General features: G+C 48.3%; 18 protein-coding genes. 12 read left to right on the forward strand and 6 right to left on the reverse strand.

The features are described 5' to 3' along the window. The first annotated feature begins 150 nt into the window (after positions 1 to 150). Positions 151 to 1032 (forward strand): ABC transporter ATP-binding protein, encoded by an 882-nt coding sequence (locus tag RB298_RS14050; RefSeq protein ID WP_096773891.1) that lies wholly within the window; start codon positions 151 to 153, stop codon positions 1030 to 1032. Positions 1033 to 1055: 23 nt separating this feature from the next. After that, complete coding sequence (locus RB298_RS14055) at positions 1056 to 2669, forward strand: ABC transporter permease (protein ID WP_486047389.1); 1614 nt, start codon at positions 1056 to 1058, stop codon at positions 2667 to 2669. Positions 2670 to 2909: 240 nt separating this feature from the next. Here RB298_RS14055 and RB298_RS14060 read toward each other — a convergent pair whose 3' ends face one another. After that, positions 2910 to 3311: a DUF6223 family protein gene (locus tag RB298_RS14060; RefSeq protein WP_486047390.1), complete on the reverse strand. Its 402-nt coding sequence runs from the start codon at positions 3309 to 3311 to the stop codon at positions 2910 to 2912. A gap of 628 nt (positions 3312 to 3939) precedes the next feature. Here RB298_RS14060 and RB298_RS14065 point away from each other — a divergent pair. From RB298_RS14065 to RB298_RS14075, 3 genes are all read left to right on the forward strand, one after another. Then, on the forward strand, positions 3940 to 4626 hold the full coding sequence (locus RB298_RS14065; protein WP_096773894.1) for a response regulator transcription factor: 687 nt from the start codon (positions 3940 to 3942) through the stop codon (positions 4624 to 4626). Beyond that, positions 4623 to 5759, forward strand: coding sequence for a sensor histidine kinase (locus RB298_RS14070; RefSeq protein ID WP_486047391.1), 1137 nt, complete (start codon positions 4623 to 4625; stop codon positions 5757 to 5759). Before RB298_RS14065 ends, RB298_RS14070 begins: the two co-directional genes overlap by 4 nt. Before the next feature lie 173 nt (positions 5760 to 5932). Beyond that, positions 5933 to 6118, forward strand: coding sequence for an FIMAH domain-containing protein (locus RB298_RS14075; protein WP_441007202.1), 186 nt, complete (start codon positions 5933 to 5935; stop codon positions 6116 to 6118). 244 nt (positions 6119 to 6362) lie between these two features. On the opposite strand, the gene RB298_RS14080 is transcribed toward RB298_RS14075, so the two are convergent. The 3 genes from RB298_RS14080 to RB298_RS14090 all read right to left on the reverse strand — a co-directional run bounded on the left by RB298_RS14080 (position 6363) and on the right by RB298_RS14090 (position 10115). Continuing rightward, positions 6363 to 6860 carry an AAA family ATPase gene (locus RB298_RS14080; RefSeq protein ID WP_255250498.1) on the reverse strand — a complete coding sequence of 166 codons (498 nt, stop codon included), beginning with the start codon at positions 6858 to 6860 and terminating at the stop codon, positions 6363 to 6365. An 88-nt stretch (positions 6861 to 6948) separates the two neighbouring features. Continuing rightward, positions 6949 to 8373 carry a response regulator transcription factor gene (locus tag RB298_RS14085; protein WP_486047392.1) on the reverse strand — a complete coding sequence of 475 codons (1425 nt, stop codon included), beginning with the start codon at positions 8371 to 8373 and terminating at the stop codon, positions 6949 to 6951. Further along, complete coding sequence (locus RB298_RS14090) at positions 8370 to 10115, reverse strand: sensor histidine kinase (protein WP_486047393.1); 1746 nt, start codon at positions 10113 to 10115, stop codon at positions 8370 to 8372. Before RB298_RS14090 ends, RB298_RS14085 begins: the two co-directional genes overlap by 4 nt. Before the next feature lie 364 nt (positions 10116 to 10479). Here RB298_RS14090 and RB298_RS14095 point away from each other — a divergent pair, with 364 nt between their 5' ends. The 4 genes from RB298_RS14095 (at position 10480) to RB298_RS14110 (ending at position 14974) form a co-directional block, all read left to right on the forward strand. Then, positions 10480 to 12180: an extracellular solute-binding protein gene (locus RB298_RS14095; protein ID WP_096773897.1), complete on the forward strand. Its 1701-nt coding sequence runs from the start codon at positions 10480 to 10482 to the stop codon at positions 12178 to 12180. A gap of 97 nt (positions 12181 to 12277) precedes the next feature. Further along, entirely contained in the window at positions 12278 to 13168 is an 891-nt protein-coding gene (locus tag RB298_RS14100) for an ABC transporter permease (protein ID WP_009590468.1), read from the forward strand. Positions 13169 to 13233: 65 nt separating this feature from the next. After that, the gene (locus RB298_RS14105) at positions 13234 to 14124 is read left to right on the forward strand and encodes a carbohydrate ABC transporter permease (protein WP_015735575.1); all 891 of its coding nucleotides are present in this window, start codon (positions 13234 to 13236) and stop codon (positions 14122 to 14124) included. A gap of 463 nt (positions 14125 to 14587) precedes the next feature. Then, positions 14588 to 14974: a hypothetical protein gene (locus tag RB298_RS14110; protein WP_486047394.1), complete on the forward strand. Its 387-nt coding sequence runs from the start codon at positions 14588 to 14590 to the stop codon at positions 14972 to 14974. A gap of 173 nt (positions 14975 to 15147) precedes the next feature. Here RB298_RS14110 and rarD read toward each other — a convergent pair whose 3' ends face one another. Continuing rightward, positions 15148 to 16026 (reverse strand): EamA family transporter RarD, encoded by an 879-nt coding sequence (rarD, locus tag RB298_RS14115; RefSeq protein ID WP_192571744.1) that lies wholly within the window; start codon positions 16024 to 16026, stop codon positions 15148 to 15150. 528 nt (positions 16027 to 16554) lie between these two features. Between rarD and rsgA the strand changes: the two genes are divergently transcribed. Both rsgA and RB298_RS14125 read left to right on the forward strand, forming a co-directional pair. Further along, entirely contained in the window at positions 16555 to 17628 is a 1074-nt protein-coding gene (gene rsgA, locus RB298_RS14120; protein ID WP_486047395.1) for a ribosome small subunit-dependent GTPase A, read from the forward strand. Continuing rightward, on the forward strand, positions 17625 to 18641 hold the full coding sequence (locus RB298_RS14125) for a phosphotransferase (protein ID WP_375119947.1): 1017 nt from the start codon (positions 17625 to 17627) through the stop codon (positions 18639 to 18641). The genes rsgA and RB298_RS14125 overlap by 4 nt, the downstream gene beginning before the upstream one ends. A 127-nt stretch (positions 18642 to 18768) precedes the next feature. Here RB298_RS14125 and RB298_RS14130 read toward each other — a convergent pair whose 3' ends face one another. Beyond that, a complete protein-coding gene (locus RB298_RS14130; protein ID WP_486047396.1) occupies positions 18769 to 21600 on the reverse strand; it encodes an NHL repeat-containing protein in 2832 nt (943 codons plus the stop codon). 547 nt (positions 21601 to 22147) lie between these two features. On the opposite strand from RB298_RS14130, the gene RB298_RS14135 reads away from it, so the two are divergent. After that, positions 22148 to 23104, forward strand: a complete 957-nt coding sequence (locus RB298_RS14135) for an ABC transporter ATP-binding protein (RefSeq protein ID WP_176502409.1) — start codon at positions 22148 to 22150, stop codon at positions 23102 to 23104. The last annotated feature ends 2 nt before the right edge of the window (positions 23105 to 23106 follow it).

Raw genomic sequence — 23106 nt, forward strand, 5'->3', positions numbered from 1 at the left:
AGTTGTAAATGAACTTTGGTTTAAAACAAAGCATTTTCAGCGAATATATGAACTATATCTAAATATTCAGTTCATTATTTATCAAGTTGAAGCTTTGCTTTAGACTGGAAAGCACGTTACTAAAACTGGTTAAGAAGGAGTTTTAGTGCTATGACAAACATTGTAAAGGTGCAAGGCTTGCAAAAAAGCTTCGGGAAGTTCAAAGCGTTGCAAGACGTATCATTTACGGTAAATGCCGGGGAAGTTGTCGGATTTATCGGGCCGAACGGCGCGGGGAAATCCACAACAATTCGTACGTTACTTGGGATTATCCGTCGGGATGCCGGGGAAGCGAAGATCTTTGGCAAGGATGTATGGAAAGACAGCCTTGAGATTCATAAACGAATTTCTTATGTTCCTGGGGATGTGGCACTTTGGGGCAGCTTAACTGGCGGTGAAATCATTGATTTATTTATGAAATTGCATGGCGGCGGAGACAAAAATAAACGCGACTATTTGATTAAACGGTTTGAATTGGATCCGAAGAAGAAAGCCAAGGGCTATTCCAAGGGAAATCGGCAAAAAGTCGGCCTGATCGCGGCTTTGGCCGTTAATTCCGATTTGTATATTTTCGACGAACCGACTTCCGGCCTTGATCCGCTGATGGAAGCCGTCTTCCAGGATGAGGTCGAAAAAATCAAGCTTGCAGGAAAAGCCATCTTACTGTCCTCTCATATTTTGAGCGAAGTGGAACGGCTGGCCGATAAAGTGGTCATCATTCGCCAAGGCAAAGTGGTTGAAACCGGGACATTGGATGAGTTGCGTCACTTAACCCGTTCTACGGTAACGATGGTAACGCAAGACAATGTGGCTATAATGGCATCCGTTAACGGTGTCCATGATTTCAAGCAATCCGGCAATCAAGCGACATTTTCCGCGGATAACGAATGTATCAATGAAATTTTGTCCGAAGCGGCAAAATTGGGCGTCAAGAAGTTTGAGTCCGTGCCGCCTACGCTGGAAGACTTATTCATGCGTCATTATGAAGTCTAAGGGCGGAAACGGAGGAGACTAGGATGCAAGAAAAATTTGCACGTTCGCGTGTACTATTCGTCCAATATCTGAAACGTGATTGGAAAAAAATCATCATCTGGATTTTAGGTTTAGGCTTGTTTTCAGCCGGATTTGTTCCTGCTTTTGAAGAAATCGGCAAGGGACAAGGTTTGCAAGGAATGTATGAAACCTTGCAAAATCCTGCCATGATTTCCATGGTAGGTCCGACACCGGTTGAGACATCGGCAGATTATACTTTGGGCGCGATGTATGCGCACGAAATGTTGTTATTCTGCGGTTTGTTTGCGATGATTATCGCTGCATTGCATGTAGTAAGCCATACACGCAAAGAAGAAGATCTTGGGCTTACTGAACTCGTCCGTTCCTTCCAAGTGGGCCGTCAAGCCAACTCGCTTGCGGTAATTGCCGAAGTTGTTGTGATCAATATGATATTAGCACTCGTGATTGGCGGAATGATGACTAGCTATGGAGCAGATACGATTTCGGCCGAAGGATCCTTTTTGTTTGGCGCATCCATCGGCATGGCCGGGATCTTGGGAGCCGTAATTGCCTTAGTTATGGCACAAATCATGCCGACTTCATCCGGTGCAACCGGTTCATCACTCGGAATTGTAGGCTTGCTATATATTTTTCGCGCCGGAACGGATGTGTCGAATACGGATCTCTCCATGATTAATCCGATGGGTTGGACGTATCTAACCTATCCTTTTACAGGAAACCATTGGGTCCCCCTAATTGTGGCGATAGTCTTAAGCGTCATCGTCGTGATCATCGCTTTTGGCCTTGAAGGCCGCCGAGATATGGGAGCCGGTTATTTGCCCGAACGTGAAGGACGGGAGTCGGCAAAAAAATCATTGCTATCCGTACCCGGCCTGTTTACCAAGCTGAACAAAGGCGTAATGTTCAGCTGGTTGATTGCTTTCGTCATCATGGGTGCAGCCTATGGTTCGATTTATGGAGATATGCAGACGTTCCTTGAAAGCAATGAAATCATGAGTCAAATGTTTACGGTATCCGGCGTTTCCATCGAAGAAGCCTTCACCGGGACCATTATGATGGTCATGATTGGATTAGTTTCCATTTTGCCGATTGCGATCGTAAACAAACTTTTCTCTGAAGAAACGCGGCGGCATTTAAGTCAGCTTTATGCTACAAAAGTGACGCGAGCTCAGCTCTATTGGACGAGTGTCATGTTGGCTATCGTTGCTGGAATCGTTGGCATTTTGCTCGCTTCAAGCGGACTTGGCGGGACGGCCATTGCTGCAATGGGTGACGGCTCGCCCATGAATATGGGGGATTTTTTCGCCGCTGGCTATAACTTCCTGCCCTCAGTGTTGTTTTTTACTGGACTTGCCGCTTTAGCTTTAGGTTGGGCACCAAGACTAGGCAAAGGCGTATATGCGTACCTAAGCTATTCCTTTGCTCTAAACTACTTTGGCGGCATTTTGGATTTGCCGGAATGGTTCTCGAAAACAGCCGTTCAAAGCTGGATTCCACGGATGCCGGTAGATCCGTTTGATTCTGCAACCTTTATTGCGATCTCAGCGATCAGTATTGCCTTCATGGTTTTGGGCTTTGTGGGATATCGCAAACGGGATATGATTGAAGGAGCTTAACCGATAAATAAACTGATCTCATACTTTGATACAAATCGAACGGAAAACGGGCTGAATTGTGCATTTTCAGCCCGTTGTTTTGTGCATTTACGAAGTTTATGCGGATGAGCAAACCAATATTTCCAAGCTGCTCGCCCGCCATTATTCGCTGAAACGCGGTTTGTGCTTCATCTATCGCGTAGATCCGTCCATTGGCTAAAATTACCTTTAAGTATTGGGATAGGAAGCATCATTGTCGGGTCAGCCGGCGCGGCGGGAGCGGGCCAGAGTTAGCGCACCGAGGATCATACCGATCAGCCCCATTACAATAGCAATGATCGCCCCAGCTCTCCCGGCGCCGGTACCGAAATCACCAGTGAATATGGTCAGATGCACTATAGCGTAGACTAAGACGATCAGCCCTAATACCATGGCCACGATCGACCCGTTTCGCCCACCATTTCCGGTACGACGAACGGAGCGGGCCAGAGACAGCCCACCGATGACCACGCTGATCAGGCCCACCACCGCGTCCATCGTGGCCCAGAGTCGCCCGGGGGTTAATCCGTATCCGACATTACCGTTGGTCACTTCAGCAGAGGCAATAGTTGGAGCAAGTAGAAATGCACAAAGCATTACGAATGTAACTAGCTTCAATTTCATTTGTTAATTACCCCTCTCGGTTGTTTTTTCATCATTTGCAAGGAGACTTCATGAGTTTGATAGGAGTTCCTGCTAGATCAACTAGTAAGATCTGTTTACCGCCAAAACCTGGCGACAATATCATTGCGGGTACGTAGGCCCGCTTTAAGCAGGGTTCTCCTCCTAGATTCTCATTTCTGGCCTAGACGTTCCAACGATCAGTACACTCGTCCGTATGCAATGATTGTGCTGAACTCAGCTAATTCAAACGTTTTTGTTTATTTAGATCTGATCAAGCACTGTCCTACTTCCGTTCTACTCAATTGTTACGGAATTGCCGGATAATCCCCCCTTAATGCCGAGTTCAAACAGCGCTTTCTCAATCGATATCGTATACAATCCGCAGTTCATCCTTCCGTTTTCAAAAATTACGTTTCTCAGAATCCGATTCCCATATTTATTGTCCTTGTTGTTCTTCGCGACCATCTCTCTCCTTTCACAGCCAGTTTACACAACAAATGTCGAGAACTTATGCAGATCTTCCGCTCTTTGTGTGGATTTCTTTAAGAACCTACCTAATCACGTTATAATTTTCGGTAAGCGGCGTGTACTCGCTATGGAATCAAACTAAGGGAAGGATGTGAGGGGAATGGAACCGAAATTGTTGATTGTGGAGGATGAACCGGGAATGCTGGAGGAGATGCAGACCTATTTGCAACGTGAAGGGTTCAAGGTATCGACAGCCTGTACCGGCAAGGAAGCGCTCATGATCGCCCGGTCTGAGCGGCCTGATCTCGTCGTGCTTGATTGGATGCTCCCGGAAAAAAGCGGAATCGACGTATGCCGCGAGATAAGACAAACCTCGCATTGCGGCATTATTATGGTCACGGCCCGATCGGACGAATCAGATAAAATCGTCGGTCTGGAAATTGGCGCGGATGATTATTTGACGAAGCCGTTCAGCTTGCGCGAGCTCGCATCGCGCATCAGAGCTTTGCTTCGCCGTTTACGCGGACCTGAAGACAAGTCGATATTCTTGGAAAGAGACAACTTGATCATTTCCGAGGCCAAATGTCAGGTATTCAAAGACGGTCAGGAACTCCAATTGACACCTACCGAATTCAAAATTCTGTTCACACTCGCGGGTCGTCCCGGCATTGTCTTTAGCCGTTTGCAATTGTTAAAGGCTGCTTTGGAGGATGAGTACATGGGATACGAAAGAACGATGGATTCCCATATCCGGAATCTTCGCCGCAAACTGGGAGACGATCCTGCCAATCCTCGATATATTCAAACGGTATATGGTTTCGGTTACCGGTTCGGTGAACGTACATGAAGATGACGGTCCGTATGAAAATGTTTGCCTGTATGGGACTGATCGTTTTCATTGTAAGCATCACGTTCTCCCTGACAACGCAGTTTTACACAAGCGGCTTGATCGATCAATTTCAAAGGGAACAAATCGATGCCAACTATTTGAGCGCATCGCCCGAAGAGCAAATCGAAATTTTTAAATCTTATATCCTTGACAATATGCAGCTGAACGAACTGCTTAATGTCACGCACGGCGTGCGCTTGTTCTTTTTTGTTGCGATCGGGTTGTTCTTCAGTTATTGGATGTCGGGGGTGCTTACCCTCCCGCTCAAAAAACTTATAGCCGCCATAGAGCGCGTGGCGCAGGGTGACCTGAATGTCAAAGTACCTGTAGACACGAAAGATGAGTATGGGAAAGTTGCCCAAACGTTCAACGATATGACGTTCCGTCTGCGTGAAGCCGAAGAGACCCGCAGGCGACTGGTGGCCGACATTGCTCACGAGCTTCGCACGCCGCTCTCCGTGATGCAGCTTAAACTGGAGAATTATCAGCAGGCCGGTCATCATGTCCCGCCGGAAATGCTGCTTCGGCTTCACGATGAGGTAATCCGGCTCAGTCAGCTTGTGAACGATCTTCATATATTGTCGCTGGCCGAATCGGGCCGGTTGTCGCTCGAACGCAAACCGCTCGATCTGACGATGCACCTAGAACGAATTGTGGACGACGTGAAATACGAAGCGGAAGAAAACGGATTAGACGTTTGTCTTTATACGATTTCGAGTCCGGTTACCGTTATGGCCGATGCGAGACGGATAACGCAGGTATTCATTAATTTACTGACTAATGCGATTCGTTACACGCCTCGTGGAGGGAAGATTACTGTTGAAATCGAAAACCGGGTCTTTGATAGGAATGCGTTCTTTGCATGTGTCTCGGTGATCGATACCGGCATCGGAATACCGGCGGAAGAGCTGCCCTACCTATTCGATCGATTTTACCGCGTAGACGAAGCGCGCTCGAGGCATACAGGCGGTACGGGGCTCGGGTTATCTATCGCCCATCATTTTGTAAGAGCCCACGGCGGGTTCATCCGCGTTGTGAGTCAGTCTCATGAAGGTACTACATTTACCGTTTTTCTGCCTATAGGGCGATGATGTCTATAAAAGTTGATAACTCGGCATATAAACTTGCAGGAATTCCATTTACGTTCAATCTCCTCATATATCCAGGTCTGGTAGCTTAATAAGGCTGAGACAGGACCTTTGGGGAGAGTATAGGCACAGCATATTTATAGAGAATTTAAAGACATTGACATTATATATGGCCCCTGAAACAGACCGAACATCAATTGCTCAAAAAACATACGACTCAGGCTATCCACCAACTTGAGAAATTCAACCGAGATCTTGCAGATCCGAAAATGAATGACTATATCGTTCCGGCCGCCAAGGAGGCATTGCTGCTCCAGGCTGCGGAGCTGCTGAATATCTTAAATCAACAATTGGACAGTTGAAATCGATGCTAGAGTTAAGCCTAAACAGCGTGTACCTATCGGTACACGCTGTTTACGTGGATGAAATCATTATCTTTAGGCTTTCGTGCATGTAGCCATTTGCCTCGCTTTAGTTTAATAACCATCTAAAATTATTTCAACGACTTTCTCTACATACTCGTCTCTGCCTTCCATCATTCCTTCTAGCCTTGCTTTTTCAACTAACGTTTTCCATAAGTTTAGCTAAACTCCCACGACCATTATTTCAAGCGTATTGGTGAACCCACTCTTTTATCCGAGAGGCAACCTCGGTTACGTCGGTATCCGTTGTATCAATGGTAGGCATTGGTGGGTTATAGACCTCATCGGCAATTTCAAGCAATCGTTTTGCGAAGTTTTTGTGGTTTTGAATCTCTTCCTTAGACCACTTTCTTTCACGTAGACGTTTTTCGCGAGTAGCTTCATCACAATGTAGGTTTAGGTAATATACATGCTTAAAAAAAGGAAAGTCCGCACATTTTTCAATATCCCAAGGCATCATGGTGCCGCATATGATAGTCATGCGTCCACTTTCAACGATGTTGCGTGCAACTCGCAGCCAAATATTTCGCATGTTCTCCCAATCGTGTCCGATAAATTCAACAAGATCATCAGGATCAAAAATATCAAAATCAGGCATCATTTTCCGCAGTTCCTTGATGACATATGTTTTCCCAGACCCACTTGCACCTGTTACGATAAATAAAGGCAATTTTCTTTCCATAGTTATAACCTCGTCTCATCTAAATATATCGCTATTCCTTTATACGCCAGCAGTGCCTAGACGTAACTACAAATTCATCTGGCAGTCACTACCTCGCCTTATACCGCTGTCTATATTCGCTCGGCAGCATGCCTGTCTGCTCTCGAAAGGTTCTGCTGAAATATTTCTCATCCTCGTATCCGGTTTGCTTGGCAATCCAAACAATTGGCCTGGCCGTCTGTTCCAGATATTCTCGCGCCTTATCGATCCGTACCTTGCGCAGATATTCATTGAAGGAATAGCCAACGATTTCTTTGAAACATTGATAGAAGTAGCTTCGGCTCAGATTGACCCGCTTCGCGACATCGATAGCGAATAACGGCAACTCAAGTTCGTCGTGCACGATTTTGACCGCGGTCATAATGCTGCCGCTCACTTCGGGGCTCAGCTGCAGGCTGCCTGATAGCGTTATCCCATTTTCCCTGAATTGTTTCAGCCAGTCCGCAACCTCCCGCCAGCACGTAAATGTGTCAGGCATCTTGATATCATCAGGTTGTATCGCTCTATAAAGCCGGTTCCAGTCAACCATACATCCATAGATCCATTGCATTAGCTTGGAGACGGGTATACGCAGTTCTTTCAATCGACTGCAAAGCTTATCAAAGGCTTCATCGTCATGGACCCATGTGAAGGCGTGTAGTAATTCCTTTACAGTGGCCGTCTCTTCTTCTCCCGGTTCAGGACGTTCCGCCATCAGCTCCATGACAGACTTCTCAATCGGATAGGGCTCATTGCCGTCGCAGTCGTAGAAAAAATCTCTGCTCCTATAGGCCCGTATTCGTAGAAGCAGCTCGGATGGAGATAAACCGGCTGTATGCCGTAGCCGTACCATATGCCATCCGGTGCTGCACGTTCCGTCTGGAAGCGGCGGCAACGGGTCTTCTTCTTCATTGCCATGAGACGGAACCTCCTTGGGAAGTTCCGTCAGCCACATCGGAATAGATCCATCCGCTTCCGCTATCCAGCCCAATGAAACGCAATCCGCTACCATTCTGCTTGTCAATGGCTCATCCGGGTACGTCAATAGCGCATAGGCCGTATCGCAAGAACAAGCCGCTACTATCGAATCCGACTCATTATTGTGCTTCTGCTTCACTTCCACAATGCGCGAGTGAATGCGCTGAAACACTTCTTCGAACTGTTCTTTTTCAAGCTCAACCTTGGCAATGTAATCAATGGCACCCAGTCGCAGCGCTTCCTGAATGTATTCAAAATCCTGATGAAGAGTCAGCACGGCGATCGCGATATTCGGATATTGCTTGCGCACAACCCGAATTAACTCTATGCCCGACATTACCGGCATGGCCAGATCGGTCATTAACAGATCTACCCGAGTCACCTTCAAAAAATCGAGCGCCTTCTCCCCGTTGGCAGCTTCGCCTACAACTCTCATTCCGAACGATTCCCATGGCAAAAAAGACATCAGTCCCTTACGTACAAGCTTGTCGTCGTCTACGATGAGAACATGGATCATTTCGTTAAATTCTCCTCCTCGATTTGTATCGAAATGATGATGCGGGTTCCTTTTCCAAGCTCGCTTGTTACCGTAAGACTCGCTCTCCCTTCGTAATGAAATTCTAACATTCGTTTGACATAATTCAGTCCAATTCCCATACCCACTCGATGGCGTTCAGTCTGTTCCTGCTCAAGCAATGCCTCAATCTTTTCCTCAGAGATCCCCCCGCCGTTATCTCGAATTTCGATCTCAAGCCTGTCATTCTTTCTAACCACCACCTCGATTCTGCCGTTATCATCTAGCCCGTGATACAGCGAATTTTCAACCAACGGCTGCAGAATGAATCTAGGAACCGTCACATCGAGTAATGCGTCGTCCACGTGAATATTGACATCGAACTGAAAATTGTATCGAATCTGCTGGAGAATAAGATATTGCTTCAGCGAATCAATCTCATCCCTGATCGTCGCGACACTGTTGCCTTTACGGAGATTGTAGTAAAGCAGTTTGTTCAAAGAAGTGACAAGCCTGTCGATCTCCTCCTGACCGTTCATAACGGCTAGCCAGTGCGCGGTATCCAGCGTATTCATCAGAAAATGCGGATTAATCTGATACTGCAGCTTCTCGATCTCCAGATCCGCTCTGCGCTTCTCCTTGGCCTTGATTTCAGAATACAGCTGCGTAATCTGAACCTTCATATGTTGAAACTGGTTTAACAACATCTCAAATTCCGGGATCCGCGATTGCGTGGCAGCCGCATTAAAATTGCTGCCCGCAATCGATTTGATCTCCTTATTAAAGCGCGACAGCGGCCGGTACACCATTTTCCATAGAAGCCAGCCAATCGTCAGACTGACTACAGCGAACAGCAGCGCCAGCCCCAGCATCTGCATCATCCAGCGATTTTTCTCGCGGTTGTAGTCGGATTTCGCAATAAGCGAGACCACACTCCAGCCCTGATTGCTGACTTGTCGATACCAATAATAGTCGGACGTACTGCCTGTTACCAGGGAAGGCGCTAGAGCGTCCGAAAAAAATGAATTTTCAGGAAAGATATCTTGAAGTTCGCTGTATGAAATCCTTCCATTGTTGTCCAGAATTAAATGATTGGTATGCTTGCTGACTTCATCCAAATCAAGAATGCTCTGCGTCAGCTTGAAACCGGACTCAATGTAGACATAGGCGTCTTCCCTCTCCGGCAAATCAACTTTTCGCAAGGCGGAAAGCACATATTGATTGTTGAATCGATCTTTACTGATATGCGGTCCAAAATAGGTGATGCCATAATACGCTGCTATGATGGGAAGGTCATCGATATCGAATGGCTGTTTCATGCCTGTATTCTCAAAAAGAGTGGTCCGATCGTCGCGTAAATAATACAGCGTTAATCCGACATTGGGATTGGTGAACGTGATTAGATTCAGCTGGTTTTTGATTTCATCCGTCAGATAACTCCGGTCATACGGCTGCTTCGCCATCAAAAACTTCTCAAGCTGCCTACCGACATTCCCCTTAAAGGTCAGTTGTTGGGAAACGTGATTCAGATTGTCCAGCGTGTTCTCAAGCGACAATCGGACCTGCTTTAAATTGCTTTGAATGCCGGATTGCAGCTTCGTATTCAGAATGGATGTAATGGTGTTGTACGACAGATAACAGGTGCAGATGAAAGGGATCAATGTTGCTGCGGCAAACAGTAAAAGAATTCGATTTTTCAAGGTCAATCGCTTCAGGCGGGACTTCCAATCCTTTTCCGGTTTCATCGTTTCATCCCCATCGATTATCGACTCCTCCTCTCTTTGAATCATATGGTCTATGATGCGCATAATCAGAAACAGGCGGAAAAATCTTTCTAGAATATAACACAAATTAAAATGATTATTGAGCATAGATTTCAATAAATCAGGTGCCAAATCCGTTAACGTTCAATTGAAAAAATCACGGGTAGACAAATGTCTTCTCCTTAGTGGGTGAAATGTCCAACCACCCGCAACAGCCGTAAATTTTTGTACATATGACCCCCTCATTTAGAAACCACCTTCTATCCATGAAGGCGGTTTCATTGTGCTACAGTTAAATGGTCCATACGAATAGTTATTCCATTCATCTGAAAGAAGGGGTGTAATTATGAAAAACAAGTCAAAGACGTTAGCGCTTTTACTGGCCTGTTTTCTCGTTCTAGCAGCTTGCAGCAATCCAACGAATAACACGCCGGCTGCACCGGAGAAAAGCGCGGAGTCCAGCGAACCCGCCGATCCATTTGGCCGCTACGAAGAACCTGTTCAGATCAGCATCAGTATTGAAATCGATCCCACCGATAATGAATTGCCTCCTGGCGACACGCCGTTGGACAATCAATACACTCGTCAGATTAAGGAAGCGCTTAATGTGGACGTCGATCATCAATTTGCTGCCTCTGGCCAGAATCTTCGTCAGAGAATTAGTCTCGCCATTGCAAGTAACGATTTGCCGGATGCTATGGTCGTCAATGCCGTTGAGCTGCGCCAATTGGTCGAAGCCGACCAAATTGCCGATTTAACGGAGGTGTATGAGCAATATGCTTCCCCGGATATAAAAACAATCATTGAAAACACCAACGGTGCTGCCCTGGATGCAGTAACATTCGATGGCAAAATCATGGCCCTCCCGGGTGTGCAAGCCAATGCCGATGGCATTCACCTCTTGTGGATCCGGCAGGACTGGCTGGATAAGCTGAACCTTGAACCGCCAACCACGATGGCAGAACTTGAGGAAGTCGCCCGTGCTTTCGTCGAAAATGATCCTGATGGTAACGGTCAGCGCGATACGATTGGGATCACCGGACCGGAAAGTGGTGGCAAGCTGTACGCGAACTTCCTTGAGTCGAAGAACAATTTATACGGTTTTGACGCAATTTTCTCCGCGCATGACTCCTTCCCTGGATACTGGCTCGAGGGCGAGGATGGCAGCCCTGTATACGGCTCAATCCTGCCGGAGACACGTGAGGCGTTAGCTAGTTTAAGAGATTTGTATTCCAAAGGACTTATTGATCCAGAGATGGGTGTTCGTAACAAAGCGGATGAGCCCATTATCGCCGGAAAATCCGGAATGTTCTTTGCGCCATGGTGGATGGCTTACGGCCCGCTAACCAATGCCGTAAAAAATGATGCCGAAGCCAATTGGCAGGCTTATGCTCTGCCTTTGAATCAAAATGGCGAATTTAAACCACATGCTGCTACACCTTCTACTGAGTTTGTGGTGGTTCGGAAAGATTACGAGCATCCGGAAGTTCCTATGAAATTGCTAAACAATCTGTTTAAAAACGAGCAAGAGAACACCTTTGACCCGAGCAAAGGCGGTCCTGGTTACTATCCGCTCCGCGTGGTATACGCTCCATCCGACGAAATTGAATTTACAGTCAAAGCCCTCCGTGATGTGCTGGCAGGCAATAAAACCGCCGAGGATTTTGCAAATGACAAGGCCTACAAACTGCTGCCTTCGGACATCGCAAGCATCAAGACGATCAAAAACGAGCCTTACGATTCCATGGATCTTTCAACATGGAACCCTGAAGCGAACTGGGGAGCATGGACTCGATCGTACTCCATCATGGTGGGCGGCAGGCCGCTGGTTGATACCGAGTTTGAGGAGGTGCCCAGTCTTCTGTATGAGCAGACACCGTTAATGGAGAGCCGTTGGGTGAATCTGCGCAAATTAGAGGACGAGACTTTCCTGCGCATCATCATGGGTGCGGCTCCGCTGGAGACATTCGACTCCTTCGTCGAGAACTGGAAACGTCAAGGCGGCGACCAGATTACCCAGGAGGTTAAGGAAGCGCTTGCGCAGTGATCTTAAGGCATACAACGAACCATAATAGCCAGAGCTCCCGGCAGCTGTCAGGAGCTCTGGATCACTCGATGCAGGATTCGGGGAAGGGAGTGCTGTCATGCGTATGAAAGGCTTCGCCAAACATTATTATCTGATGCTGATCCCGGGATTTCTATGGCTGTTCGTCTTCAGCATCGTTCCGATGTTCGGCATCATCATTTCGTTCCAATATTTTAATCCAGGCAAAGGTATCCTGGGCTCGGATTGGGCAGGGCTTGAGCACTTCAAGTATATGTTATTGCTGAAGGATACACAGGAAGTCTTCAGCAATACGCTTGTGATCGCGTCCATGAAGATTGTCGCCAATCTGATTGCGCCTCTGTTGTTTGCACTCATGCTCAATGAGCTGCGTTTGATGATTCTCAGACGCTGGATTCAGACCATCGTCTATCTGCCCCACTTTTTGTCTTGGGTTATTCTGGGGGGCATTGTACTCGACCTGTTCTCCTATAACGGACCCGTCAATCAACTGACTGCCTTGTTCGGATTCCAGCCTAAACTGTTCTTTGCCGACTCCCAACTGTTTCCGTTCCTCGTTGTCGGCAGTGACGTCTGGAAGGAATTCGGTTTTGGCACCATTATCTATCTTGCCGCGCTTACGGGGATCAACCCGGCACTGTACGAAGCTGCCAACATCGATGGCGCAGGACGCTGGAGAAGTCTCTGGCATATCACTTTGCCCGGGATCCGCACGACAGCCGTATTGCTTACGGTACTCAGCTTGGGTAATGTGCTTAACGCGGGCTTTGACCAGATCTTCAATCTGTACAACCCGCTCGTCTATTCTACAGGTGATATTATTGACACCTGGGTCTATCGTACAGGTTTGCTTAACCTGCAATATGAACTTGCGACCGCCGTCGGCCTGCTGAAGTCCGTTGTGGGCTTCCTGCTGATATCCGTCTCGTATTATCTGGCTTACCGTTTTGTTAACTATCGCATATTCTAAGGATTCATCCTGTTGCAAAGCTATATAGACTCATCCCATTCCAACTAGAGTAGGAGGTGCTGACCGTGGTCAGAGACCGGACGTTCGGCAACCGTGTGACGGATATTATACTGATTGTTGTCCTGATAGGCATTACGTTGTCATGCATCCTGCCGATCTGGTACACCCTCTCCCTTTCGCTTAGCTCCAACTCTGCCGCTGCGGCCGGTAAGGTCTGGCTATGGCCGGTCGATTTCAATCTCAACGCATATGCCCAGATTCTCAATGATCAACAGTTCTTCCGATCCTTCTGGACCTCGACCCAGCGAGTGCTGCTGGGGGTTATGCTTAATTTTATCATGGTTGTGCTCATGTCTTACCCGCTCTCGCGGACAGCGAAAGAGTTCAAGGGGCGCAATGTATTCATGTGGATTCTCATTTTCACGATGTTGTTCAACGGTGGACTGATCCCGCTGTATTTAACGGTCAAAGAGCTCAACATGCTGAACAGCATCTGGGCACTTGTCCTGGTCGGCGGCGCGCAGACACTCGTCTTCAACGTCATCCTCACGATGAACTTCTTCCGCAACCTTCCTAAGGAGCTGGATGAAGCTGCCCTTGTCGACGGCGCGGGACCATGGTACATCCTGTTCAAGATCTACATCCCGCTGGCCGTGCCGGTGCTGGCGACCGTCTCGCTGTTCAGTATCGTGTATCACTGGAATGAATTCTTGTACGGCCTGATCTTCATGTCCCGTGAGCAATTCTATCCACTCCAGACGTATATCCAGCAGCTTGTCGTCTCGGTCGATCCATCGACGATGTCCGAGGACCAGTACCGTCGCTTGTCTGAGTTATCCAACCGGACACTCGATGCCGCCAAGATCTTCATCGCGATGCTGCCTGTCCTCATCGTCTATCCGTTCCTCCAGCGCTTCTTCATTCACGGGATTACGCTGGGTTCGGTTAAAGAGTAGCTCCGCCACCCAGGACAACAGCTTTGAGAGATCCGAGCCATTTTCTTTACATGAATATAAAAATATACTGAAAACAGGCGCCGGGAGTACGTATCATCCCTCCCAGCGCATGTGCATTGTTTATCCTATGTACAGACAACCTCATTATCCTGGTTGTCTTTTTTTAATTCTACAAATATCCCCCTAATGGCTGACCTTCGTATGGTTCACCGTGCGTTAATCGCTTCACTTCGAGACCGTCTTCGATCGTTCTTCATAAAGAATTCAAACAGATGAAATTTCACGTAAAACACAATGTATCGTCATAAGTTCACAACATGAATTTGTTATTTTATAACGGTAAACAAGAACGCTACGGATTAGAAATTCAGAAACGAACATTAGGCCGACCCATCCGCTTTCGAGAATATCAAGAATTTTGGTCCTCACATCGTTCAATCACACCAGAAAGGAATTGTTTATAATGAAAACGCTCGATATCGTAAAAGAAAATTTGTTGTTTATTCTTGGTCTTGGCGCAATAGCTCTAGTGAGACCCATTATGAAGATGACGGGGATCATGGATTTGATCGGACAACAATTCGGCAGCATTCTCATGACGATTCTTATTTCCTTAGCTTGGATCGTTATCGTTTTAATTAAGAAACCCGCTTCTCCAGTGGTCATTCTTAGTTTTGCGGGTATGAGTTATGCCTTATATGCCGTCATCCTTAGCGGCTTAGTCTCTCCGCTTCTTGATGGAAAATTACAAGGTCCATTAACTAATCCGTTTGCTCTTGTAAGTGTCTTTGCTATAAATGCCATTTGGGGATTCATCGTTGGATTCATTGCCAAAACACTACGCCGTTAACGTTTGATATAACTGTTATCTCTTCCCACCATCTCTCGAATTCTTGACGTTGTAATTGTCATCGGCGCTGACGTCAGCAAATTCAGAGAAACACAATATGTAACGGAAAACGGCCATCTCCGCCCCTATCGGACGGAAATGGCCGTTATGTCTGTACCTTGAAGCCCTTACCGTCAGCTCGCCTTCGCGAGTTTCGTGCTGCGAACCGATGCCACAGCGTATACAACGAGCGCTGTCCAGATGAGCGCGAAGCCGATAAGCAGAACCGGCGAGACCGATTCCTTGAACACGAATATGCTCAGTAACAGCATGATCGTCGGCCCGATGTATTGTACGAAGCCGAGCGTGGATAGCGCCATCCGGGCGGCCGCCCGCGCAAAGAAGAGCAGCGGCAGCGCCGTTACCACGCCGGAAAGAAGCAGCTCGACGAACACCGGCGCAGGCAGCGTCCATGCCGTCGTCTTGCCCACGGCGGCCAAATAGATCCAGTAGCCGAGCGCGACGGGCAGGATTACGGCCGTCTCCGACAACAAGCCAACAGAAGCGTCCTGCACGATCTTCTTCTTCGCGAGGCCGTACAAGCCAAACGATACGGCCAACGAGATCGCGACCCAAGGGAACCGCCCGTAGTCGATGGCGATGATGAGCACCGCGGCGCCAGCGATGGCAATTCCGAGCCATTGGCCGCGGTTAGGCTTTTCACGAAGGAAGACGACCGCTAACAGAACGTTCAGCAACGGATTCAAATAATAGCCAAGACTTGTCTCGACAACATGGCCGTTGTTGACCGCCCAGATGAAGATGAGCCAATTCGCAGCGATCAGTAGTCCGCTGGCGGCGAGCGACAGCAGGAGCGAGCGGCTAGCCGCAACCCGCTTCATGTCGCCCCAGCGTCGCTGGACGGCGACGAGAATACCCATGAAAACGAACGACCAGACAACTCGATGCGAGAGAATCTCGCCTGCCGGCACATTGTCAAACAACTTCCAATATAGTGGGAGAACCCCCCACATGATATACGCGATAATAGCGTTAACCAACCCATTGTTCATTATGATTTCCCCTCTTCTAGCTCCGATGTCTTAACGGATTATACGCCTCGATCCTCGCTTAAGTAAAGAAAATAATTCGTGTCCGCTGGTAGACAGTCACGCTCTAGTTTGATTCTCGTTGTATTTTGAGCTATCGTTTTCCGTTCGTTTGCAGACTCGATGGAGCAAGCTGACACATTCTACGCTGTTAGTCATTGATTATTTTTCCAAAATAGGTTATTTTATAGACAGCTTAGCGATAAGCAAGTTCCTATCACGAAGGGAGATGTGTTTTAATGGCGACTACTTATATGGTGGTTTGGTCTTAAAACTGAATAGCAGGCATACGGGAATAAAACGGGACAACGCCCGTATTATTTGGTGTGCCATTCAAAGTAACCTTTCGTGAATATTGCTGTTTGCGAGATACGATGAAGGTCGTATCTTTTTTGCGTCCTGATGCCGCGCGACAGCAGCTTCTTTAGAGGCTGCTTGACCGTGGCATTTTTGCGTCCAAAAAACAACATTAAAGGAGCTAACAAAAAAAACATGATGGATTTGAAAACTTATGGCTACTCAGAAATAGAAGAAATTCAAGGCGGCTTATTGCCCGGCAGGGTGACGGAGCTTCGGCGCAAGCGCTTCAGGGTCATGACCGAGCGAGGCGAGGTAACGGCGGTGCTCAAGGGGGCGTTCTATCACGGTGCGGAAACGCGAGTGGACTTTCCTTGCGTCGGTGATTTTGTTTTGCTGCACTACAACGAAAGCGGAGATTCTCTCATCGACAGGGTATTGCCCCGTCGCTCCAAGTTCTCACGCGCGGATTACTCAGGGCATGCCGCAGGCTATGCCAAAACCGTGCGGGAACAGGTCGTTGCAACCAACTTTGACTATGTATTTATCCTTTCTTCTCTGAATTGGGATTTCAACGTTACCCGTATCATGCGGTATCTGACACAAGCCAGGCAGAGCGGCGGCCAGCCGGTCATCATTCTGACCAAGGCTGATCTCGCCCCAGATTATAATCTCCTGCTCGCAGAAATCACACAAAGCATCCCTAATGTGCCGGTTCACGCGATCTGCAGTCATACAGGCCTGGGGATGAACGAACTCGCTCCCTATTTGATGCCTGGTAAAACGGTCGTCTTTCTCGGCATGTCCGGGGTTGGTAAATCGTCTTTGCTCAATGCGTTGATAGAACAGGACGTAATGAAGGTTCAGGCAATCCGGGAGGTCGACAGCCGGGGGCGGCATACGACAACGCACCGTCAGCTGTTCATGCTGCCCTCCGGTACGATGGTTATTGATACGCCGGGTATGCGTGAGCTTGGGATTTTTGATGCCGACGAAGGCATACGCGCAAGCTTTATCGACGTGGAGGCATGGTTCCCGCAGTGCCGATTTACGGATTGCCGCCATCAGGCCGAGCCGGGCTGTGCCGTTCTTGCCGCGCTTGCCGACGGTTCATTGCCGCGTGAACGGTGGGAGCATTATGTGGCCCAGCAGCATGAGAACAAGTATGTCCAGGATAAAACCAGCTACCTCATCGACAAGAGGGCTCGAAACAAAACGAACGCCATGTGGAGCAAGCAAACGAAAAAAAACGGGGGATGGAAAATATGAATATTCAATTCGAATCGCTGATCTATGCCTTAAGCCGACAGTTCAAGAAGGATATCATCTCGGCCGACTGCCAAACCAACCCGTTGCAGGGCGGAACTGTGGGAAATGTGTACCTGGTAACGGGAATCGCCGATACCGCGGATGGCGAACAATTGCCGTACCGTATCGTGCTCAAAATCCAGCAGAAATGGGAGCGTTACGGCGATCCGGGTTCATGGCGCCGGGAATATGATCTTTATGCGTCTGACTTGGGAGCGACGTTCTCGGATGCCTTCCGCTGGCCGACATGTTATCACGCCGAGATCAATGCCGAGGAAAATGAATTCCAGCTGTGGCTGGAATATATCGATGGCGTAACCGGTTTAGATTTGACCGGTGACATGTATGAACAGGCTGCGCTGGAGTTAGGACGCTATCAAGGCAAGCTGTATGCGGAGCAGCCCGCTGTGCTGCAGAGCCTGACCAACCTGAGCCATGCGGATCTCATGAAGAATACGTATCTCCATTACCGGTCTTGGCCGGTCGTCTACGATTATATACGCTCGGAGAACTGCGATTTCCCGCAGCACGTGCGGCAAATGCTCATCGATATCGATGAGCATGCAGACGAGATTCTCGATCGCATCGAAAAATTGCCTCTCGTGCTATGCCACCGGGACTTCTGGGTGACCAACCTGATCTATGCCGACGGGAAAATCGCACTCATTGACTGGGACACATCCGGATGGGGCTACCTGGGCGAGGATCTCGCAAGCCTGATTGCGGATGAAGCGGATATCGATCACATGGTCGAAAACTACCAGCGATGTGTCCCCGCGTATTACAAAGGCTTTTCGGAATATGCGGATGTTCCTCCTATCGCCGAACATTGCGTCTACGAGCTGATCCTTCTCGGCTTCGGATACAGGCTTGTGGAGTGGTATCTCCACACAGAGGACGATGACGAAAAGACGAAGCATTTCCATACGCTCCAAAAAATCCATGACATGAAGACCACCCCTGTACTGGGTTGACTTTTAAAAAAAGAACTCCGAAAACCCTTGAATATAGTGGGTTTTCGGAGTTTCTTTCATAACTCCCATTCGATCGTCCCCGAAAGCTAGCTCGTGATAACATCTCATATTGCTATACATACACGTTTTAAAAAGGTCCGGTTATTTTCACCTTGATTTTATTGGATTCAACCGTTACCCCGTTCAATGTAATTCGAATCGATAACTCGGCTTGCCCCGGACGCTTGGCGATGATCTTTCCTTTCGGGTCGATCTCCGCCTTATCCGGACGGCTGCTCAAATACTCAATGACAGCGCCGGATAACTCCTTAGTCGTTCTTCCTTTATCAAGGAATACTTCGTAGGAATAACCGACTTCATCTCCCGGACGAAGCTGGAGCGATTCAGCCTCAAGCTGTACTTTGTCTAGCTGCACGACCAGATTCGGATCGCTATACTTCATCAGCTCGCTGCCGTATTTGAAATATAAGTTGCCAAAATCGTCCTGGGCCAGTTTTTCCGCATTGCTCTCCAACAAGATGGACAGCGATTTGCTTGCAGCTTCAATCTTAAACATTTTGCTTGTGTACGTATGGTCAGCAACATATCCCGTAAAAATAGTACCGTACACATTCCCGTCGGTTCCAACGGTTAAGCGAGGATTGCTGTGTGCATAATCTGCTGCAGGAAACACATCTTCGTTGTAAATAATCTCTTGGCGCTCCGGATCATAGATAAACAGAGACCCTAGCGCCATTCCCCAAACGTTACCGTCAGGGCCCCATATCAAAGAGGTTACTGCTTTTTTGCCCGCAACAGGTACCTGTTCCAGCTCTACTCGGCCGGATGCTGTATCGTAAATGGCAAGCTTCCCCTCTCCGCCTGTCATCGCGCCGGTGGCCATAAACAGCTTTCCATTTTTGTAAAGCAACGAATTGATCGAATGCCCGGATATAATGTCACGTTTCACATCAAACGTTCCGGTAACGGGATTATAGACGGTAAGAGCCCCGCCTGTTTTGCCTGCGATTGGATAAGAACCGATATATAACAGGTTTTCTTCCTCGACCCCGAGCATGGCAACGGGCCGGTCTTGCTCTGAACCCAGCTGACCAAGCCGCAGCGGATTATTCGGCTCTGATGGGTCCGTTCGGTTCCATGGCTTGGCTGGATCGTATTCAAAGATAGTCGCTCTAGGATAAACGCCGAGATACATTTTCCCGTTCAAGGAACCGAATCCCTCGACTTGGCCGATTTGAGGATAATGCTTGGTCTCGTTACGGGTTGGGGAGTAAATCCCCATACCCCCGCCTGAAATGAAGCCAGAGGACAGTATCTGCCCATCTGTGCTCTTCCCGATATTAAACAATTCCACGAACTGTGCCGGAAACGGAAGCTCCGGCGTTTCAATCAAACCGGTTTCCAGATTGTAATAAAATGCTCTTCCGCTATTTCCGGCCAATCCGACTAATGTCCAGCCCGGATACTTTGCCTGGTCCAGCTGTACATAACCAAAAGCTACGCCTGCTCCTTTGACGTCGACACCCAGTGAGCCGTAAACTCCCGTTCTCACGTCGTATGAATAGAGAGACCATTGCTGCGCGCCACCTGGAAGGGTTTCGTAATAGGTGTAGAATACCTCTTCGCCGTCAGGCGATAACGGTGAAAAGCCTCGTGCATTATAGGCAGTATTATTGTTAACGAGCCAGCTAGCGGTATCGGGATCATACACGAACATAACCGGTCCGGGATCCACGCGCACGAACAATTTACCTCCTGCATACTGGAGATCGTAAACCGAAGTCTTGCCGATAAATTCGGGATGATGAAGCGCAATCGACGTGCCGCTAGCAAGATCGAATTGATAAAGCTTAGCGACGTCTGCTCCCCCCACATAGATCATTTGACGATCAGAATCGTAAGCAAGGCTGCGGATATGAGCCTCTTTCGATGAAGTCTTGTAGGATTTAAGGATTCGAGTCTGGTCGGTAACGGGATCATATTCAAACAGCGATTGGGAATATCCTGTTCCTCCATACACTTTGCCATCTTCCCCGGCTACTAGCGTCCAGATGACGGTATCGGTAGGAACAGGTTTCCCGATGGCACGCAGCTTATCCTCTGCCGGATCATATTGAAACAACGTCCCGTTCGGCGTACTTCCGATGTATACCTTTCCGTCGGAGGCTGTCACAATCGCCCAAGCTGCGGAAACGTTGCTCCCGTCAAGCGCAACAAGTGGATGAGTGGATTTCACTTCTTTCGAAGCAACATCCATCACGATGAATTGTGCCGGATCACCCTGTGCGACCGTAAACAAAGCATCCTGACCATTCCTATCTTTACCGAATGCAGCCGTCATTAAGGTTAAACTTGAAGATTGCGGTCCTAAATTCGTTAAGTACGGGGAGGAAGCCTGCGACTCCAATGAGACGCTGTCAACGAAATACCTTCCGGTTAGGTCACCATTAAAACCAAAGGCTACCCTGACCTCCGTTGCATTTTTAGGGGCAGAAGCAGCCACTCTTAAATTCTGCCATTTGCCCGATGTTTCACCGACCAGGCCGCTCACTACGGAGACAAGCTTTCCGCCTGCATCATAAAATCTGAGGTCTGCTTTGCCGCCTTGGCCTTCATCCGATAGCACGCTTGCTGTCATGATGACATTGCCGAATGGTTGGGCGGCATATGCATCGCTCACAACTCCGGAGCCTGCGGCGGGCGACAGGCGTTCCATCTGAAGACTTCGTTCCCCTTCTGCGTACACGGACTCACTTACAGTTATGACAGCTGTGTCTTCATCGGGCTGCCAGCCCGGTAAGCGTCCATCTTCTTCGGAATCCTCGAAGCCGCCGTTGATCATAACGTTGGTCAATTCTTCGTCTGCTGCATACGTGATCGACTTTGCCCACCCGATACTTGCGAACATCATGATGACTGTTAGGGCTCCGGCAAGCCGACTCCTCCACTTGCTTCTCACTAAACTCTCCCCTTTGCGAATAAATTTTTTCAACAGATAGTAAACGCTTTCAATACGCTCTCATCTTATCATATCCCTTCATTCGTATACAAGTAATATACATGTAAATATAATTCTTTCCGATAAATGATGTCGTGTTCCCAGTTTGCTAATGCCGCCGCGCCGTCCGGGGTCGGATATACAGGGACAGGCTGTAAAGTTGTATCCAATGCCGAGCTTCGTAAACCACCTTCCGTCCGTCCCTCCGGGGAGCAGCATCCGCACCGGAACGGCCTCCTTATCCACTCTTTCGGCACATCGGACAGCAAACCGAACATCCCCAGTCGGGATTTGAGGCGCGTGGGTCATGGTGCGGAACTGGGGCACGGCATGCCGTCTCCGTCCTCAGACGGAGACAAAAACCATTCTGCCGTCCCTCACTTCTTCTCAGAGCAATAAGTTATCGTTGTATTAACGCCTGTTGATATACCGTTACACAGTCAAAGAATTCTCTTTGTATTTAAACACGCAGCAGAAAAACCTAGTTCGAAAACTGAAAGGGGCAAGCATGATGAAGCTGATCTATCAATTAGAGCATGTGAATAAAACATACAAAAAAGGCAAGGTTGTCGCCAATCAAAACATAAGCTTCGACGTTCAACAAGGGGAAATTCTCGGTTTGCTCGGTCCGAATGGAGCCGGCAAATCCACGCTGATCAAGCAGATGGTAGGCCACCTTGCTCCCACCTCAGGTACGGTACGCTATAAAGAAACCAGCGTGCAGACACAAACCAAGCGAGTTGCCCAGGAGGTCGCCTACTACTCACAAGAGCCTCACGCCCTGACCAGTTTAAAAACCTGGGAAGCCTTGTATTTTACAGGAAGATTGCGTGGGTTGACGAAGGAGTCCGCCTTAAAGCAAACAGAGGAATTGTTGGAACGCTTTGGTATGCAAGACCTCCGTCATAAGCTGTTGAAAAACGTTTCCGGCGGACAAAAGCGTTTAATCGGGATCGGTACTTGCTTGATCGGTTTTTCCCCCGTCATGATCCTGGATGAACCGACCAATGAACTGGATCCTAAAAAGAGAAGGCTCGTATGGGATCTGATTCAGGAACGCAATCGCCAAGGAGTAACCGTAATCTTGGTAACACACAACGTGCTGGAGGCCGAACAGGTCGTGGATAGAGTCGCTGTCGTAAATCACGGCAAGCTATTGGCCATCGATCATGTCGGTGTCTTAAAACAAAGGGTAGATCAGCGGATGAAGCTGGAAATTACGACTTCCTTTGGCGAAAGCGATTATGTTTGCCGAAGCTTAAGCGCTCTAGGGCAGTGGACCAAAACGGGAGAAAACCGAATCCGGACACTGATCGAGAAGCAAAACGCCAGCTACGCGATCGACTGCCTGACTGAGCAGCAATTACCGATTGAAGAATACTCGTTGGTCCCTCCGAATCTTGAAGATGTCTATTTTCATATTGATGACGATCAGGATAAGCATGCCAAAGCGGAGGTGGTCTAAAC

It is taken from the genome of Priestia sp. BR_2, assembly GCF_041954005.1.
GTDB classification, from domain to species: domain Bacteria; phylum Bacillota; class Bacilli; order Paenibacillales; family Paenibacillaceae; genus Paenibacillus_AQ; species Paenibacillus_AQ lautus_A.

Bases quoted from the DNA above. Each gene is read 5' to 3' on its own strand.
- RB298_RS14135 (WP_176502409.1), top strand. From the start codon at position 22,148: ATGATGAAGCTGATCTATCAATTAGAGCATGTGAATAAAACATACAAA.
- RB298_RS14100 (WP_009590468.1), top strand. From the start codon at position 12,278: ATGCGTATGAAAGGCTTCGCCAAACATTATTATCTGATGCTGATCCCG.
- RB298_RS14070 (WP_486047391.1), top strand. From the start codon at position 4,623: ATGAAGATGACGGTCCGTATGAAAATGTTTGCCTGTATGGGACTGATC.
- RB298_RS14125 (WP_375119947.1), top strand. From the start codon at position 17,625: ATGAATATTCAATTCGAATCGCTGATCTATGCCTTAAGCCGACAGTTC.
- rarD (WP_192571744.1), bottom strand. From the start codon at position 16,026: ATGAACAATGGGTTGGTTAACGCTATTATCGCGTATATCATGTGGGGG.
- rsgA (WP_486047395.1), top strand. From the start codon at position 16,555: ATGATGGATTTGAAAACTTATGGCTACTCAGAAATAGAAGAAATTCAA.
- RB298_RS14110 (WP_486047394.1), top strand. From the start codon at position 14,588: ATGAAAACGCTCGATATCGTAAAAGAAAATTTGTTGTTTATTCTTGGT.
- RB298_RS14085 (WP_486047392.1), bottom strand. From the start codon at position 8,373: ATGATCCATGTTCTCATCGTAGACGACGACAAGCTTGTACGTAAGGGA.
- RB298_RS14090 (WP_486047393.1), bottom strand. From the start codon at position 10,115: ATGAAACCGGAAAAGGATTGGAAGTCCCGCCTGAAGCGATTGACCTTG.
- RB298_RS14080 (WP_255250498.1), bottom strand. From the start codon at position 6,860: ATGGAAAGAAAATTGCCTTTATTTATCGTAACAGGTGCAAGTGGGTCT.
- RB298_RS14060 (WP_486047390.1), bottom strand. From the start codon at position 3,311: ATGAAATTGAAGCTAGTTACATTCGTAATGCTTTGTGCATTTCTACTT.
- RB298_RS14065 (WP_096773894.1), top strand. From the start codon at position 3,940: ATGGAACCGAAATTGTTGATTGTGGAGGATGAACCGGGAATGCTGGAG.
- RB298_RS14055 (WP_486047389.1), top strand. From the start codon at position 1,056: ATGCAAGAAAAATTTGCACGTTCGCGTGTACTATTCGTCCAATATCTG.
- RB298_RS14095 (WP_096773897.1), top strand. From the start codon at position 10,480: ATGAAAAACAAGTCAAAGACGTTAGCGCTTTTACTGGCCTGTTTTCTC.
- RB298_RS14050 (WP_096773891.1), top strand. From the start codon at position 151: ATGACAAACATTGTAAAGGTGCAAGGCTTGCAAAAAAGCTTCGGGAAG.